This window comes from Thermus sp. CCB_US3_UF1 (assembly GCF_000236585.1).
Classification (GTDB): Bacteria; Deinococcota; Deinococci; order Deinococcales; family Thermaceae; genus Thermus.
The window spans coordinates 2,000,090-2,015,182 of sequence record NC_017278.1; the positions used below are offsets into that span (position 1 = coordinate 2,000,090).

Below are 15,093 nucleotides of genomic sequence, written 5' to 3' on the forward strand. Positions count from 1 at the left end.
CTAAAGGGCCTTGCCCACGGAGCCGAAAAGCTCCATCCGGCTTTTCACCACCTCCTTCACCGCCTCCCGGGCCGGGCCCAGGTACTTCCGGGGGTCAAACTCCTTGGGGTTTTTCAGGAGGCCCTCCCGGATGAGGGCGGTGAAGGCCAGGCGCAGGTCGGTGTCGGTGTTGATCTTGGCGATCCCCAGGGCGATGGCCTTCTTTATGTCCTCAGGGTGGATGCCCGCCGCCTCCCCGATCTCGCCCCCCGAGTCCCGGAAGCGCTGGATGAGCTCCTGGGGCACGGAGCTGGCCCCGTGGAGGACCAAGGGCGCGGGGACCAAGGAGGCGATCCGCTCCAGGCGGGGATGGTCGATGAAGGGGCGGCCTTTGCCCTTGTAGGCCCCGTGGCTGGTGCCGATGGCCACCGCCAGGTAATCGGCCCCGGTGCGCTCCATGAAGACCCTAGCCTCCTCGGGGTTGGTGAGGAGGGCGTCCTTCTCGTCCACGGCCACGTGCTCCTCAATCCCCGCCAGGCGGCCCAGCTCCGCCTCCACCGTCACCCCCACGGCGTGGGCCGCCTCCACCACCCGCCGGGTCTCCCGCACGTTGGTCTCAAAGTCCTCGTGGGACTTATCGATCATGACGCTGGTGAAGCCCTCCCGCAAGGCCTTGAGGACGCTCTCGTAGCTGGAGCCGTGGTCCAGGTGGATGGCCACGGGCACCCGGGCCTCCTGGGCCAGGGCCACCACCATCCGGGTCAGGGCCCGCCCCCCGTACTTCATGGCCCCCTCGGAAAGGGCCAGGATCACCGGGCTTTTGAGCTCCTCGGCGGCCTCGAGGATGGCCTGGGTGAGCTCCATGTTGTTGGTGTTGAAGGCCCCCACCCCGTAGCCTTCGGCCCGCGCCTTCTTCAGGATCTCCAAACCGGTCACCAGCATAACCGCCTCCACCGGGGATTATACCCTTCCCCTTTGGAAGCGTGGAAACCACCCCTCAGTAGGCCTGCCCTGTGGCCTTGGTGAGGAGGAGGCGGAACTCGTGGGGACTGGTGGCGGCGGAGAGGGCATCCTCCAGGGAGATGAGCCCTTCGGTGTAGAGGCTCACCAGGTGCTGGTCAAAGGTGCGCATCCCGTGGAGGGAGCCCTCCATCATGGCCTCCTTGATCTGCGGGGTCTTCTCCTCGTCCTTGATGAGCTCCCGCACGTAGGGGGTGGCGATGAGGACCTCCAGGGCCAGGACCCGGCCCTGCCCGTCCGCCCGGGGCAGGAGGCGTTGGGAGAGGATGCCCAGCAAGGACTCGGCCAGGAGGATGCGCACCTGCTGGTGCTCATGCAAGGGGAAGAACTCGATGATGCGGTTGATGGTGCGCCAGGCGTCCAGGGTGTGCAGGGTGGAGAGGACCAGGTGCCCGGTCTGGGCGGCCATGAGGGCGGCCTCCACCGTCTCCTTGTCCCGCATCTCCCCGATGAGGATCACGTCGGGGTCCTGGCGCATGGCGTACTTCACCCCGGAGTAGAAGCTATCCGTGTCCAGGCCCACCTCCCGCTGCACCACCAGGCTCTTCTTGTGCCGGTGCAAAAACTCTATGGGGTCCTCAATGGTGATGATGTTCTTGGCGTAGTGGAGGTTGATGTGGTCGATGAGGGCGGCCAGGGTGGTGCTCTTGCCGCTTCCCGTGGGCCCGGTGACCAGGATGAGCCCCCGCTCCTTGGCCGCCAGGCCCTCCATCACCTCCCGGGGCAAGCCCAGGGCCTCAAAGCTGGGGATCACCTCGGCCACCACCCGCATGACCAGGCCGAAGCTGCCCCGTTGGCGCAGGAGGTTGCAGCGGAAGCGGGCCACCCCGGGGATGGTGTAGGCGAAGTCCATCTCCTTGCGGTACTCCAGCTCCTCTTGCTGCTCGGGGGTAAGGAGGGCGCGGACGATGGCCTCGGTGTCCTTGGGGGTAAGGGGGCGGTTGCCGAAAGGGCGCAGGCGGCCATCCACCCGGATCACCGGCGGGGCCCCCGCCTGCAGGTGGATGTCCGAGGCCCGGGCCTGGACCATGGCCTTGAGCATCTCCAAGAGGCTTCCCTTTCCCTCCTGGACAAAGGCTTCGCTCATGGGTGGACCTCCAGGTTATCGATGAGGCGCACCTCGGGAAAGCGCCCGGCCACGAGGCCCCTGGCCCCCGGCACCCAGTGGGAAAGGGGCAGGAGGGTCTCGGGGTGGACGATGGCCAGGTAGTCCTTGCGGAACTCCGGCACCTGGGCCAGGGTCTCCTCCCCCGCCCGCAAGGCCTGGGCCACGCTCCCCCCCTTTGCCGCCACCTCCCGCATGGCCCAAAGGGCCCGGTAGAGAATGGAGGCCTTGGCGCGGGTTTCCGGGGAGAGGTACACGTTCCGGCTGGAAAGGGCCAATCCGTCCTCCTCCCGCACCGTGGGCACCCCCACCACCTCCAGGGGGAAGCCCAGGTCCCGCACCATCTGGCGCACCACCCGAAGCTGCTGGTAGTCCTTCTCCCCGAAGTAGGCCCGCGCGGGGCGGAGGAGGAGGAAGAGCCGGGCCACCACCGTGGCCACCCCCTGGAAGTGGCCGGGACGGACCTGCCCCTCCCAGAGGGCCGTAAGGGGTCCCTCCACGGACACCCGGGTGGCGAAGCCCGGGGGGTAAACCTCCTCTACCCCAGGGGCGAAGAGGAGGTCCACCCCCGCGGCCTCCAGAAGGGCCCGGTCCCGCTCCAGGTCCCGGGGGTAACGGTGGTAGTCCTCCCCTGGGCCGAACTGCAGGGGGTTGACGAAGATGGAGACCGCCACGAAGGGGTTTTCCCGCCGGGCCCGCTCCACCAGGGCCAGGTGCCCGCGGTGCAGGTAGCCCATGGTGGGGACAAACCCCACCCCTTCCCGGGGCAGGAGAGCCCGGAGTTCCGCCGCGGTGCGGACCACGTTCACGGGGCTCAGTATACTTTCCCTGTGGGGAAGAAGAGGCGGGAGGAAAAGCTGAAGAAAAAGGCCCTAAAGGAGTGGGAGGAGCGCCGCCCCAAGACCTTCCGGGAGGCCCTCCGGTACTTCCCCGGGGTCTTCCTGCGCACCACCTTGGTGATGATGGGGGCCGTGGCCCTGATCCTCCTGGCCGGCGCCCTGGGCCTGGGAGTGGCCCAGAGCTTCTGGTTCCAGCTTTTGGTCTACCTGGGCTTCTACCTGGCCTTCCAGCGCTTCATCATGGGGCCCCTGGCCCCTCCGCGGGTGAAGTAGCTAGACCCGCTCGGCGTCAGCCCAGAAGCCCTCGAGGTCGTAGTACTCCCGGGCCTCGGGGGTCATGAGGTGGACCACCACCTCGCCGTAGTCCAGGACCACCCAGCGGGGGCTCTGCCCCTCGGTGGGCCTGGGCCTTAGGCCTTCCTCCTCCAGCTTTTCCTGCAGGTGGCGCTCCAGGGCCTGCAGGTGGGGGGTGCTGGTGGCGCTGGCCACCACGAAGTAGTCCAGGCTCTGGGAAACGGCCCTGAGGTCCAGGGCCACCACCCGCTCCGCCTTCTTTTCCCAAAGGAGATCCTTGATCCGGCCGATGAGCTCCACCGCCTCCTTGGTCTTCACCATCTGCCCTCAGTGTAGCAGGTCCTGGCCCAGCTCCACCACCACGCCCTCCACAGGCCCGTGGGGGCTCAAGAGGGGCAGGTGGAAAAGGTCGGCGAAGTAGGCCCCGGCCTCGAGGTCCTTGGCGTAGACGGCGCTGCGCACCACCTCCGCCTCCTCCAGGCTCGGCTCCGCCCCCACCCGGCGCAAAAGGACCTGGGCCCAAAGGAGGAGGGACCGCTCCCCCCGGAGCCTCAAGGGGACCTCCGGCAGGGAGGCGCTGGGGGAGGCGCCAAAGAGGGCGGCCAGGACCCGGGCCCGGGCCTCCTCGTCCACGTAGAGGAAGGTGCCCGGCCCCTCCCGGGTGGGCAGGGTCACCAGGGAAAGCCTCAGCCCCCGCACCGCGGGCAGCCCGCCCAGGACCTCCTCCAGGCTGAGATCGGTGTCCAGCTCCCGCCAGGCCTCCCGCAAGGCCAGGGTGAGGGCGGGCCAGGTACGGGGGTCCTGGGCCTTCCGCAGCACCTGGCCCAGCACCCCCTTGATCCGGTCCAGGCGGGCGTAGTCCCCCAGGGCCTCGTGGCGGAAGCGCATGTACTTCACCGCATCCTCCCCGTTGAGGTGGAGCCGGCCCGCGGGGAAGTCGATGAAGAGCCGGGCCGCCCGGTCGGTGTAGCGCATGGGCCGCTCCAGGTAGACCTCCACCCCCCCCACGGCGTCCACCACCCGGGCCACGCTTCCCAGGGTGAGGATCAGGTGCCGCTCCGCCACCATCCCCGTGGCCTCGGCCACCGCCCGCTTCAGGAGCTCCGCCCCCCCGCGGCCGTAGGCGGCGTTGATCTTCCCCCCCACCACAGGGCTATAGAGGTCCCGGGGGAGGGCCACCGCCTTGACCTCCTGCCCCTGGAGGCGCAGGTAAAAGATGGTGTCCGTGCGGCTTCCCGGGCCACAAGGGGTGTGGTAGCCGCAGTACTCAATGTCCCGGGCGGCCACCACCACCCCCATCTCTGGCAAGGCGCCCAGGCGCTGGGGCCGCACCGCCTCCTCCTTGGGGGGTCGGGGCCAGGAAAGGGCCAGGGCCAGGAGGAAAAGGGCCAGGGCCAGGAGGAGGAAGGAGGTCCTAGGGCGCACCCTGAAGGCCACGGTACACCTCGAGGGTCTTGGGGTGGATGGGGATCCCCTTGCCCTGGAGGTAGGCCACCTTGTTCCCCACCGCCTGACGGTAGGCCTCCAGAAGCCTTCCGGAAAGGGCCAAGGCCCGGATCTCCCCGTTGACCCCCCGGCCGGGCTCGGAGATGTCGGCGATGTACAGGGCCATGCCCAGGCCGTTTTGGGGGTCTACCCCGTAGACGTGCCCCTCGATGGCCTCCAGCACCTCCCGGTCCGCCACCCCCCAGGCCTCGGCCAGCCTGCGGGCGGCCCGGCCGTGGAGGGCCAAGGGATGGGCCTCCTCCACGGGGTTTTCCGGTGGGGCCAGGCGCAGGAGCTCCTCCATGGGAAGGTCGCGGGCGGCATCGTGCAAGAGGCCCGCCAGGTAGGCCCGCTCCCCATCCAGGCCGTTTTTCTCGGCGATCTCCCGGGAAAGCTCGGCCACCCGCAGGATATGGGCCAGCCTTTCGGGACGCACCAGGGCCTTCACCTTCTCCAGGAGTTCAACGGTAGAGTCCGTGCTTCTCAAGGTACACCTCCACCGGGCGGGGAACCCAGTAACGCACGCTCTTCCCCTCGCGAAGCCGCCGCCGGATCTCCGTGCTGGAGATGCCCACCTCGGGCACCGGGAGGGGGATGACCGGGACCGGCACCCCCTCCAAGGGGTAGCCGGGCCGGGCCACCGCCACCAGGGTGGCCAGTTGGGGCAGCTTCTCCCCTTCCTTCCAGGTGAGGACATCCCGGTAGGCGTCGGCCCCGGTGATGAAGAAAAGCTCGTCCTCGGGGAAGAGGCGCCGGGCCTCCCGCAGGGTATCCACGGTGTAGCTGGGGCCTGGCCGGTCCAGCTCCAGCCTCGAGGCGGCAAACCGCCGGTCCTCCGCCGTGGCCAGGAGGACCATCTCGTACCGGGCCTCCGGGGGGGCTACCGGGGTCTTGTGGGGCGGACGGGCGGCCACCACGAAGAGGACCCGGTCCAGCCCCAAGGCGGCCGCCGCCTCGCTGGCGGCCAGGAGGTGCCCCAGGTGGATGGGGTCAAAGCTGCCGCCGTAGAGCCCGATGCGCATCACACCTCCGGGATGTACTCAAACTCCAGCCCCCCCAGGCGCACCACGTCCCCGGCCCGCACCCCCTTGGCCTTGAGGGCCGCCTCCACCCCATGGCGCTTGAAGACCTCCTGCAGGTAGCCGGCGGCCTCCTGGAGATCCCCCTTGAGCCGCTTGAGGTAGCCCTCCACCCCGGGGGCCCGTACCTCGTAGACCCCTTCCTCCAGGGGCACCACCTCCACGCCGGCCGGCACCGCCCCCACCGGGGCGGGCTTGGGGAGCTCAGGGGCCGGGGTGGCCTGGACCAGGCCCCATAGGGCCTCCTTCAGCCCGGGCAAGCCCTCCCCGGTCAGGGCGCTCACCGGGAGGACGGGCAGACCCTCCCGGGCCAGGGCCGCCACCTGGGCCGCCACCGCCTCCGGGGGAAGCAGGTCCACCTTGTTGAGGGCGATGAGGCTCGGGCGGCGCAGGAGGCTTGGGTCGTAGGCCGCCACCTCCTGGCGCAGGGTGGCCAGGGCCCTAAGGGGCTCGTCCGCGGCGTCCAGGACGTAGAGCAAAACCCGGGTGCGGGCGATGTGCCTAAGGAACTCCAGCCCCAGGCCCCTACCCTGGCTGGCCCCCTCGATGATCCCGGGGATGTCCGCCAGGGTAAAGCGGGCCCCTTCGGCCAGCTCCACCACCCCCAGGTTGGGGCTCAGGGTGGTGAAGGGGTAGGGGGCGATCTTGGGGTGGGCGTGGGTGGTGGCGGCCAAGAGGCTGGACTTCCCCGCGTTGGGGTAGCCCACCAGGCCCACATCGGCGATGAGCATGAGCTCGAGGCGGAGCCTCCGCCGCTCCCCCTCCTCCCCCGCCTCGGCGAAACGGGGGGCCTGGCGGGTAGGGGTGGCGAAGTGGGCGTTGCCCCGCCCCCCCGAGCCCCCCCGGGCCACCAGCAAGGTGGCCCCTTCCTCGGTCAAGTCCCCCAGGAGCTCCCCGGTGTCCGCGTCAAACACCCGGGTCCCCCGGGGGACCTCAATGTAGAGGTCCCGCCCGGAGCGGCCGTGCTGGCCGCTTCCCTTGCCGTGCTCCCCATCCTCGGCCTTGTAGGTGCGCTTGGAAAGCTCGGAAAGGGAGTCGATGCTGCCCCGGGCCCGCAAGTAGACGCTTCCGCCCCGGCCCCCATCCCCCCCGTCCGGCCCCCCCTTGGGCACGAACTTCTCCCGACGGAAGGAAATGGCGCCGTCGCCGCCCCGGCCGGCGGCGACGGTGATCTGGAGAACGTCTTGGAACACCGACCTACGCCAAGGGGCGCACGCTCACGTAGCGGCCCATCCGCCCCTTGTCCTGGAACTCCACCACCCCGTCCACCAGGGCGAACAGGGTGTAGTCACGGCCCATGCCCACGTTCTTGCCGGGCTTGAACTTGGTGCCCCGCTGGCGCACCAGGATGTTGCCCGCCTTGACCACCTGGCCGCCGTAGCGCTTCACCCCCAGACGCTTGGCCTGGGAATCGCGGCCGTTCTTGGTAGAACCGAGACCCTTTTTATGCGCCATGGCTCACCCCTGGATCTCCTTGATGAGGAGCTCGGTGTAGGGCTGGCGGTGCCCCTTCTTCCTGCGGTACTGCACCTTGGCCTTGAAGCGGGAGATGGTGATCTTCTTCCCCCGACCGTGGCCCAACACCTCGGCCACCACCTTGGCCCCCTCCACCACCGGAGCCCCCACCCGGGTCTCCTCCCCGCCGAGGAGGAGGACGGGGAGCTCCACCTGGCTCCCGGGCTCCGCTTCCAGCTTTTCCACCCGGAGCTTCAGGCCAGGCTCCACCCGGTACTGTTTGCCACCCGTCTTGACGATCGCGAACATGGCCTTCCCCTTCCTAAGGGCCCCGCGGGGCCTACCGGTCTTCTACTATACCCAAGCCCGGGGCTTCCCGCAAGCCAAAGCCCCCCTTTCGGGGGGCTTTCCTGGTGGAGCCGAGGGGATTCGAACCCCTGACCTCCTCAATGCCATTGAGGCGCGCTCCCAACTGCGCCACGGCCCCAGGCAACGCCTATGGTACCCAGGGGGCGGCTTCTTGTCAACGGGGCCACAGACCTATGAGGAGGGCCAAGGCGGCGAAGACCACCCCCAGGATGATGGTGAGGCGGTAAAGCCCGCCCGTAACCCCCCGGGCGGAAAAGAGGTCCGCGGAAGCGCCCATCAGGTCCCCGGCGCCCTGCTTGGGCTCTTGCACCAACACCAGGTACACAAGAAGGCCGGCCACGCCCAGGTAGAGGAGGATGACCAAGGTGTAGAGCAGGTCCATACCCCTCCCACTCTAGCGCCGGGGGCCTTGCGTGTCCACCCTGGGGCAAGATGGGGGCATGGACCTGGCGGAAATCTACGCCGCCCTGAGGCGCATCGCCCCCTACACCCACCGCACCCCCCTCCTCACCTCCCATCTCCTGGACGAGCTTTTGGGAAAACGCCTCCTCCTCAAGGCCGAGCACCTGCAAAAAACCGGGAGCTTCAAGGCCCGGGGGGCCCTTTCCAAGGCCCTGACCCTCGAGGACCCCAAGGGGCTTTTGGCCGTGTCCAGCGGCAACCACGCCCAGGGGGTGGCCTACGCCGCCCGGGTGCTTGGGGTAAAGGCCCTCATCGTCATGCCCGAGGACGCAAGCCCCCTCAAGAAGGCGGCGGCCCGGGCCTACGGGGCCGAGGTCTACGACCAAGGGGTCACGGTGGCCAACCGGGAGGCCGTGGCCCGGGCCCTCCAGGAGGAAACGGGGTACGCCTTCCTCCACCCCTTTGACGACCCCTTGGTGGTGGCCGGGCAGGGCACCTTGGGGCTGGAACTCCTGGCCCAGGCAAGCCGGCAGGGGAGCTTCCCGGAGGCGGTGCTGGTGCCCGTGGGGGGCGGGGGGCTGGCGGCGGGGGTGGCCACGGCGGTGAAGGCCCTTGCCCCCACCACCCTGGTCCTGGGGGTGGAGCCGGAAGGGGCGGACGACGCCCGGCGGAGCCTCGAGGCGGGCCGGATCCTGCGCCTGGCCGAGGCCCCCAGGACCCGGGCGGACGGGGTGCGGACCCTGAGCCTGGGGGCGTATACCTTCCCCATCCTCAAGGCCAAGGTGGACGGGATCCTGCCGGTGAGCGAGGAGGCCATCCTGGAGGCAGAGCGCCTCCTCCACACCCGCACCAAGCAGGTGGTGGAGCCCACCGGGGCCCTCCCCCTGGCCGCGGTGCTGGAACATGGGGCCAGGCTGCCCCAGACCCTGGCCCTGGTCCTCTCCGGGGGCAACCGGGACTTCTCTCCCTAGGGGGAAGGGGTAAGCTCATCCCGTGATCGTCAAGGAAACCCTTCTACCCATAGAGGAGGTGGCGGCCAAGCTGGGCTTGGGCCGGGAGCGGCTTTACCCCTACGGCCCCCACATGGCCAAGGTGCTGGGCGAGCCCCCCAAGCCCAAGGGGAAACTGATCCTGGTCACGGCCATCACCCCTACCCCGGCGGGGGAGGGGAAGACCACCACGGCCATCGGCCTGGCCGACGCCCTTTGGCGGCTGGGCAAACGGGCCGCCCTGGCCCTGAGGGAGCCCTCCTTGGGCCCGGTCTTCGGGGTCAAGGGGGGAGCCACGGGCGGGGGCCGGGCCCGGGTGGAGCCCCGGCACGAGATCAACCTCCACTTCACCGGGGACTTCCACGCGGTGACCAGCGCGGTGAACCTGCTCAACGCCCTTCTGGACAACCACCTGCACCAGGGGAACGAGCTGGGGATTGACCCCCGGCGCATTGAGCTCAAGCGGGCCATAGACATGAACGACCGGGCCCTGCGCCACGTCGTCTTGGGCCTGGGGGGCAAGGCCCACGGGGTGCCCCGGGAAGGGGGCTTTGAGCTCACCGTGGCCAGCGAGGTCATGGCCCTCATGAGCCTGGCCCGGGACTTCAAGGACCTAAAGAGGCGCTTAGGCCAGATCCGCGTGGGCTTCACCTACGAGGGGAAGCCCGTCTACGCCCAGGACCTGGGGGCGGTGGGGGCCATGGCCGCCCTTTTGCGGCAGGCCTTCCTCCCCAACCTGGTGCAGACCGCGGAGGGCAACCCCGCCTTCGTCCACATGGGGCCCTTCGGCAACATCGCCCACGGGACCAACTCCGTGCGGGCCAGCGCCTTCGCCCTGGGCCTGGCGGACTACGTGGTGCAGGAAGCCGGCTTCGCCACCGACCTGGGGATGGAGAAGTTCATGAACCTGGTGGCCCGCACCGCCGGCCTGGTGCCGGAGGCCGTGGTCCTGGTGGCCACCCTGCGGGCCCTGCGCTACCACGGGGGGCAGGACGCCTACGAGATGCCCGACCTCCAGGCGGTGCGCAAGGGGCTGGCCAACCTGGAAAAGCACGTGGAAAACGTGGAGCTCTTCGGCTACAAGCCGGTGATCGCCCTGAACCGCTTTCCCACCGACGCCGAGGAGGAGGTGGCCCTGGTGCGGGACTTTGCCCGGGAACGGGGCTTACCCTTCGCCGAGAGCGAGGTCTACGCCAAGGGCGGGGAAGGGGGGCTAGCCCTGGCGGAGGCGGTCCTCTCCGCCCTGGCCCTTCCCCATGCCTACCGCCCCCTCTACCCCCTCGAGGCTCCCCTGGAGGAAAAGGTGGCCACCATCGCGCAAAAGGTCTACGGGGCCCAAGGGGTGGAGTGGAGCGAGGAGGCCCAGAAGGCCCTCAAGGCAGCGAAGAAGGAAGGCTGCACCGGCCTGCCCGTGGTCATGGCCAAGGCGGCCACCTCCCTTTCCGACAACCCCAAGCTCAGGGGCCGCCCCCAGGGCTTCAGCGTGCGGGTGACCGACCTCCGCTGCCGCCTGGGGGCGGGGTTTGTGGTGGTCTACATGGGGGGGATTGAAACCCTCCCCGGCCTGCCCAAGGTGCCCCAGGCCTTGCGGATCGACGTGGACGAGGAGGGGAACATCCGGGGCATGGACTACTAAATCCCGTTTTGGTCGGCCCGCTGCTTCTCCACCGGCAGGCCCGTGGCCCCGTGGAAGGCCTCCACCTCCTCCAGGAAGCGGCGGAAGAGGTAAAGGGCGTCGTGGGGGCCAGGGGCGGCCTCAGGGTGGTACTGGACGGAGAAGACGGGGTAGCGGGCATGGGCCATGCCCTCGAGGGTCCCGTCGTTGAGGTTGATGTGGGTGGGCCGGAACTCCCTTAGGGAGTCAATGTCCACCGCGTAGCCGTGGTTCTGGCTGGTGATCTCAATCTTGCCGGTGAGGAGGTTCTTCACCGGGTGGTTGGCCCCCCGGTGGCCGAACTTCATCTTGTAGGTGCGCCCGCCCGCCGCCAGGGCCAGGAGCTGGTGCCCTAGGCAGATGCCGAAGGTGGGCAACAGGCCCATGAGCTTCCAGATGGTTTCGTGGGCGTAGCGGGGCATGGAGGGGTCCCCGGGGCCGTTGCTGATCAGAAGCCCATGGGGCTCCAGGGCCATGATCTGGCTGGCCGGGGTCTTGCCGGGCACCACCAGGATCTCAAAGCCCTGGGCCGCCAGGTTCTCCACGATGGCGTGCTTGATGCCGAAGTCCATGACCACGATGCGCCGCCCCGAGCGCAGGGTGGGCCAGGCGTAGGGCAGGGGGGTGGAGACCTCGGGGGTCATGTCCCGGCCGTCAATGTCCGTCCAGGCCCTGGCCTCCTGGCGCAGGGCCTCCAGCTCCTCCGCGGTGAAGGCGTGGTGCGGGTCCCCGTAGAGGCTGGCGTGGGCAATGGTCCCCTTCAGGACCCCGCCTTCCCGGATCTTGCGCACCAGGGCCCGGGTATCGATCCCCTCAATGCCCACCACCCCGTAGAACTCCATGAACTCGCCGATGGTCTGCTGGGCCCGGGGGTTGGAGGCCACGCGGCTGAACTCCTTGGCCACAAAGCCCCGCACCCAGGGGCGGTTGGACTGCATATCGTAGACGTTGACCCCGTAGTTGCCCTGGTGGGGGTAGGTCATGACCACGATCTGCCCATGGTAGCTGGGGTCGGTCATGATCTCCTGGTAACCGGTCTGGGCGGTGTTGAAGACCACCTCCCCCACCGTCTTCCCCCGGGCCCCAAAGGCGTAGCCGTGGTACACGGTGCCGTCTTCCAGCACCAAAACCGCCCGCTCCTTCACTCCCGCCATCCTTCCTCCCAACCCATCCCGTCCATTCTAGCCGCCAAAGGAGGCCGGGGAAAGGTACTTGATGACGGCGATCTCCCGGCAGTTCTCGTAGAAGGGGCAGGCGTTGCACTCGCTCCAGACCTTGGGGGGTAGGGCCTCCCGGGTGGTCACTTGGTAGCCCAGGGCGCGGAAGAAACCCACCTGGAGGGTCCAGGCGAAGACCCGGGGAAGCCCCAGGTCCCGGGCCTCCCGCTCCGCCCCCAGGACCAGCCAGCGCCCCAAACCCTCCCCCTGCCGCGCGGGGTGGACGGCCAGGCCCCGGATCTCCGCCAGGTCCCGCCAGAGGACGTGGAGGGCCACGGTGCCCACGATCTGCCCGTCCTCGTCCTCCAGGACCTGGAAGTCACGGATGTTCTCGTAGAGGTGGCTGTGGCTGCGGACCAGCATCAGGCCCTTCTCCGCCCAGTAGCGGATGAGCCAGTAGATGGCGTCCACGTCGGCGAGCCGGGCCTTGCGAAGCTCCACGGCCCGGCCTGGGCGCACCTCGGGCAGGGCCACGGTGGGAACCATCCTCTCAAGCAAGGCCCACCTCCTTCTTGGCCTCAAGAAGCCTCTCCCGCACCGCTTGGGGCGCCGTACCCCCGAAGGACTGGCGGCGGCCAAGGGCGGTTTCCAGGCGCAGGAGGGGCAGGGCGTCCTCGGCGAAGAGGGGGTGGTGGGCCTGGAGTTCCTCCAGGGTCAGGTCCTTGAGGGGCCTCCCCTCCTCTACAAGCCGCCGCACCAGCCGCCCCACCACGTGGTGGGCCTCGCGGAAGGGGAGGCCTTTTTCCGCCAGGTAATCGGCCAGTTCCGTGGCCAGGGCGTACCCCTCCTCCGCTGCCCGCCACATGCGCTCCCGCCGCCACCGGAGGCCAGGGAGCAGGGCGGTGAGGAGGCGGAGGCTATCCCGGTAGGTGGCGAGGGCGTCCAGGAGGGGCTCCTTGTCCTCCTGCAGGTCCTTGTTGTAGGCCAAAGGAAGGCCCTTCACCACCGTGGAAAGGCCCACCAAGGCCCCCAGCACCCTCCCCGATTTGGCCCGGATGAGTTCCAGGATGTCCGGGTTCTTCTTCTGGGGCATGATGGAAGAGCCGGTGGCAAAGGCGTCCGGCACCTCCACGAAGCCAAACTCTTCCGTGCTGTAGAGGATGAGCTCCTCAGCCAGGCGGGAGAGGTGGAGCATGCCGATGTTGAGGGCGGAGAGGACCTCGAGGGCGAAGTCCCTCGAGGCCACCGCGTCCAGGGAGTTGCGCATGGGGGCCCGGAAGCCCAGCTCCCTGGCGGTGTAGTGCCGATCGATGGGGAAACCCGTTCCCGCCAGGGCCGCCGCCCCCAAGGGGCTTTCGTTCAGGCGCTCCTTGGCGTCCAAAAGCCTTCCCCCATCCCGGGAGAGCATCTCGTAGTAGGCCAAGAACCAGTGGGAAAGGAGGATAGGCTGGGCCCGCTGCAGGTGGGTGTAGCCGGGGAGGACGAAGGGAGGGTCCAGGTGCTTCTCGGCCTCCGCCACCAAGACCCGCCTGAGCCCGAGGAGAAGGGAAAGGAGCTCCTCCAAAGCCCCCCGAAGGTGAAGGCGCAGGTCGGTGGCCACCTGGTCGTTGCGGCTCCGAGCGGTGTGGAGCTTGCCCCCAGGGGGGCCCACGAGCTCGGTGAGGCGGGCCTCGAGGTTCATGTGCACGTCCTCCAGCTCCTCCCGCCAGGGGAAGGTGCCGGATAGGATCTCCGCCTCAATCCGGTCCAGGCCCTGGAGGATGGCCTCGAGTTCTTCCCGGGTGAGGAGGCCCACCCGGTGGAGCATCCGGGCGTGGACCCGGTTCTGCCACAGGTCCTCCCGCCAAAGGGCCCGGTCAAAGGCCAGGGAGGCGTTGAAGCGGGCGGCAAGGGCATCGGGCCCCTCCTCAAAACGCCCCCCCCAGGTCCTATGCCCCATGCCTTCCCCCTTGGACCATGGCCCGCACCCGGAGGCGGAGGGCCTGGATCTTGATGAAGCCCTCGGCGTCCTTCTGGTCGTACCCCCCGAGCTCGTCAAAGGAAACCAGATCCTTGCGGTAGAGGCTCCCTTCCGCCTTCCGCCCCACCACGTAGACGTTCCCCTTGTAGAGCTTGAGCCGGGCCACCCCGGTCACCGCCTGGGCCACGTGGTCAAAGTAGGCCTGCAGGGCCTCCCTCTCCGGGGCGTACCAGAAGCCGTAGTAGACCAGCTCGGCGTACTTGGGGGAGAGGGCGTCCCGCTGGTGCAGGACCTCCCGGTCCAGGGTAAGGCTCTCCACCGCCCGCCGGGCGTGGTAGAGGATGGTTCCCCCCGGGGTCTCGTACACCCCGCGGGACTTCATCCCCACGAAGCGGTTTTCCACCAGGTCCACCCGGCCCACCCCGTGCCGCCCCCCGATCTCGTTGAGCCTCTGGAGGAGGGCCGCCGGGGAAAGGGACTCCCCGTTCACCGCCACCGGATCCCCCCGGTGGAAGGCCACCTCCACGTACTCGGGGGCGTCGGGGGCCGCCTCGGGGTCCACCGTCATGCGGAACATCCCCTGGGGCGGCTCGGCCCAAGGGTCCTCCAACACCCCTCCCTCGTAGGAAATATGCAGGAGGTTGGCGTCCATGGAGTAGGGCTTCTCCTGGGTCACGGGCACGGGGATGCCGTGGGCCTCGGCGTAGGCGATCATCTCCTGCCGCCCCTTGAAATTCCACTCCCGCCAGGGAGCGATGACCCGGATGTCCGGCTTCAGGGCGTAGGCGGTAAGCTCAAAGCGCACCTGGTCGTTCCCTTTCCCCGTGGCCCCGTGGGCGATGGCCTCTGCGCCTTCCTCCTCGGCAATCTTCACCAGGTACTTGGCGATGAGGGGCCGGGCGATGGAGGTACCCAGGAGGTAGTAGCCCTCGTAAAGGGCCCCCGCGCGGAACATGGGGAAGACGAAGTCCCGCACGAACTCCTCCTTGAGGTCTAAGGCGATGGCCTTGGCGGCCCCGGTCCTTAGGGCCTTCTGCCTGGCCTCCTCCACCTCTTCCCCTTGGCCGATGTCCGCGGTAAAGGCGATGACCTCGGCCCCGTAGGTTTCCTTGAGCCACTTGAGGATGATGCTGGTGTCCAGCCCGCCGGAGTATGCCAAGACGATCTTCATGCCAACCCCTAGTCTACCCCCAAAGGGGCATGCATAAGTATACGCTCCAAAGGGGATTGACGTGAAGATGGGATGAGAATTATAGTTTTCACCGAAAGCGCAGTTTCTTTGAAAGGAAGGTGAAGAAGGTCTTAT

Annotated in this window: 18 protein-coding genes and 1 tRNA gene; 3 read left to right on the plus strand and 16 right to left on the minus strand. The window is 68.7% G+C overall.

Translation table 11 applies throughout. The annotated features are described in order from the left end of the window. Genes fba through panC form a run of 3 tightly spaced genes read right to left on the minus strand, consistent with a single transcriptional unit; the run spans position 1 to position 2,913 of the window. Entirely contained in the window at positions 1–921 is a 921-nt protein-coding gene (fba, locus tag TCCBUS3UF1_RS09985; RefSeq protein WP_014516387.1) for a class II fructose-1,6-bisphosphate aldolase, read from the minus strand. Between the two features lie 55 nt (positions 922–976). Further along, positions 977–2,086, minus strand: a complete 1,110-nt coding sequence (locus TCCBUS3UF1_RS09990) for a type IV pilus twitching motility protein PilT (protein ID WP_014516388.1) — start codon at positions 2,084–2,086, stop codon at positions 977–979. Continuing rightward, positions 2,083–2,913 carry a pantoate--beta-alanine ligase gene (gene panC / locus TCCBUS3UF1_RS09995; protein WP_014516389.1) on the minus strand — a complete coding sequence of 277 codons (831 nt, stop codon included), beginning with the start codon at positions 2,911–2,913 and terminating at the stop codon, positions 2,083–2,085. The genes TCCBUS3UF1_RS09990 and panC overlap by 4 nt, the downstream gene beginning before the upstream one ends. Before the next feature lie 21 nt (positions 2,914–2,934). Here panC and TCCBUS3UF1_RS10000 point away from each other — a divergent pair, with 21 nt between their 5' ends. After that, positions 2,935–3,216, plus strand: a complete 282-nt coding sequence (locus tag TCCBUS3UF1_RS10000) for a hypothetical protein (protein ID WP_014516390.1) — start codon at positions 2,935–2,937, stop codon at positions 3,214–3,216. Here TCCBUS3UF1_RS10000 and rsfS read toward each other — a convergent pair whose 3' ends face one another. From rsfS to secG, 9 genes are all read right to left on the minus strand, one after another. After that, positions 3,217–3,558 (minus strand): ribosome silencing factor, encoded by a 342-nt coding sequence (rsfS, locus tag TCCBUS3UF1_RS10005; RefSeq protein WP_014516391.1) that lies wholly within the window; start codon positions 3,556–3,558, stop codon positions 3,217–3,219. A gap of 6 nt (positions 3,559–3,564) precedes the next feature. Next, complete coding sequence (locus TCCBUS3UF1_RS10010; RefSeq protein WP_041434040.1) at positions 3,565–4,662, minus strand: LCP family protein; 1,098 nt, start codon at positions 4,660–4,662, stop codon at positions 3,565–3,567. Further along, positions 4,652–5,209 (minus strand): bis(5'-nucleosyl)-tetraphosphatase (symmetrical) YqeK, encoded by a 558-nt coding sequence (gene yqeK / locus TCCBUS3UF1_RS10015; RefSeq protein ID WP_014516393.1) that lies wholly within the window; start codon positions 5,207–5,209, stop codon positions 4,652–4,654. The genes TCCBUS3UF1_RS10010 and yqeK overlap by 11 nt, the downstream gene beginning before the upstream one ends. After that, on the minus strand, positions 5,184–5,744 hold the full coding sequence (nadD, locus tag TCCBUS3UF1_RS10020) for a nicotinate-nucleotide adenylyltransferase (RefSeq protein ID WP_014516394.1): 561 nt from the start codon (positions 5,742–5,744) through the stop codon (positions 5,184–5,186). Before nadD ends, yqeK begins: the two co-directional genes overlap by 26 nt. Then, positions 5,744–6,994 carry a GTPase ObgE gene (obgE, locus tag TCCBUS3UF1_RS10025; protein WP_014516395.1) on the minus strand — a complete coding sequence of 417 codons (1,251 nt, stop codon included), beginning with the start codon at positions 6,992–6,994 and terminating at the stop codon, positions 5,744–5,746. Before obgE ends, nadD begins: the two co-directional genes overlap by 1 nt. Positions 6,995–6,998: 4 nt before the next feature. Next, complete coding sequence (rpmA, locus tag TCCBUS3UF1_RS10030; RefSeq protein ID WP_041433883.1) at positions 6,999–7,256, minus strand: 50S ribosomal protein L27; 258 nt, start codon at positions 7,254–7,256, stop codon at positions 6,999–7,001. 3 nt (positions 7,257–7,259) lie between these two features. Then, entirely contained in the window at positions 7,260–7,565 is a 306-nt protein-coding gene (gene rplU, locus TCCBUS3UF1_RS10035; RefSeq protein ID WP_014516397.1) for a 50S ribosomal protein L21, read from the minus strand. Positions 7,566–7,667: 102 nt separating this feature from the next. Then, a tRNA-Ala gene (locus tag TCCBUS3UF1_RS10040) sits at positions 7,668–7,743 on the minus strand. Positions 7,744–7,779: 36 nt separating this feature from the next. Further along, on the minus strand, positions 7,780–8,007 hold the full coding sequence (gene secG, locus TCCBUS3UF1_RS10045; protein ID WP_014516398.1) for a preprotein translocase subunit SecG: 228 nt from the start codon (positions 8,005–8,007) through the stop codon (positions 7,780–7,782). A 58-nt stretch (positions 8,008–8,065) separates the two neighbouring features. On the opposite strand from secG, the gene TCCBUS3UF1_RS10050 reads away from it, so the two are divergent. Both TCCBUS3UF1_RS10050 and TCCBUS3UF1_RS10055 read left to right on the plus strand, forming a co-directional pair. Continuing rightward, on the plus strand, positions 8,066–8,998 hold the full coding sequence (locus TCCBUS3UF1_RS10050) for a threonine/serine dehydratase (protein WP_041433884.1): 933 nt from the start codon (positions 8,066–8,068) through the stop codon (positions 8,996–8,998). 22 nt (positions 8,999–9,020) lie between these two features. Continuing rightward, positions 9,021–10,652, plus strand: coding sequence for a formate--tetrahydrofolate ligase (locus tag TCCBUS3UF1_RS10055; RefSeq protein WP_014516400.1), 1,632 nt, complete (start codon positions 9,021–9,023; stop codon positions 10,650–10,652). Here the strand turns inward: TCCBUS3UF1_RS10055 and carA are convergent. From carA to TCCBUS3UF1_RS10075, 4 genes are read right to left on the minus strand one after another with little or no spacing between them, the layout of a single operon-like run. After that, on the minus strand, positions 10,649–11,824 hold the full coding sequence (gene carA / locus TCCBUS3UF1_RS10060) for a glutamine-hydrolyzing carbamoyl-phosphate synthase small subunit (RefSeq protein WP_041433885.1): 1,176 nt from the start codon (positions 11,822–11,824) through the stop codon (positions 10,649–10,651). The two genes, TCCBUS3UF1_RS10055 and carA, sit on opposite strands and share 4 nt — an antisense overlap. 27 nt (positions 11,825–11,851) lie before the next feature. Next, complete coding sequence (locus tag TCCBUS3UF1_RS10065; RefSeq protein WP_155983329.1) at positions 11,852–12,373, minus strand: N-acetyltransferase; 522 nt, start codon at positions 12,371–12,373, stop codon at positions 11,852–11,854. Positions 12,374–12,377: 4 nt separating this feature from the next. Then, positions 12,378–13,766 carry an argininosuccinate lyase gene (gene argH / locus TCCBUS3UF1_RS10070; protein ID WP_014516403.1) on the minus strand — a complete coding sequence of 463 codons (1,389 nt, stop codon included), beginning with the start codon at positions 13,764–13,766 and terminating at the stop codon, positions 12,378–12,380. After that, positions 13,756–14,958 (minus strand): argininosuccinate synthase, encoded by a 1,203-nt coding sequence (locus tag TCCBUS3UF1_RS10075; RefSeq protein WP_014516404.1) that lies wholly within the window; start codon positions 14,956–14,958, stop codon positions 13,756–13,758. Before TCCBUS3UF1_RS10075 ends, argH begins: the two co-directional genes overlap by 11 nt. Positions 14,959–15,093 lie beyond the last annotated feature (135 nt).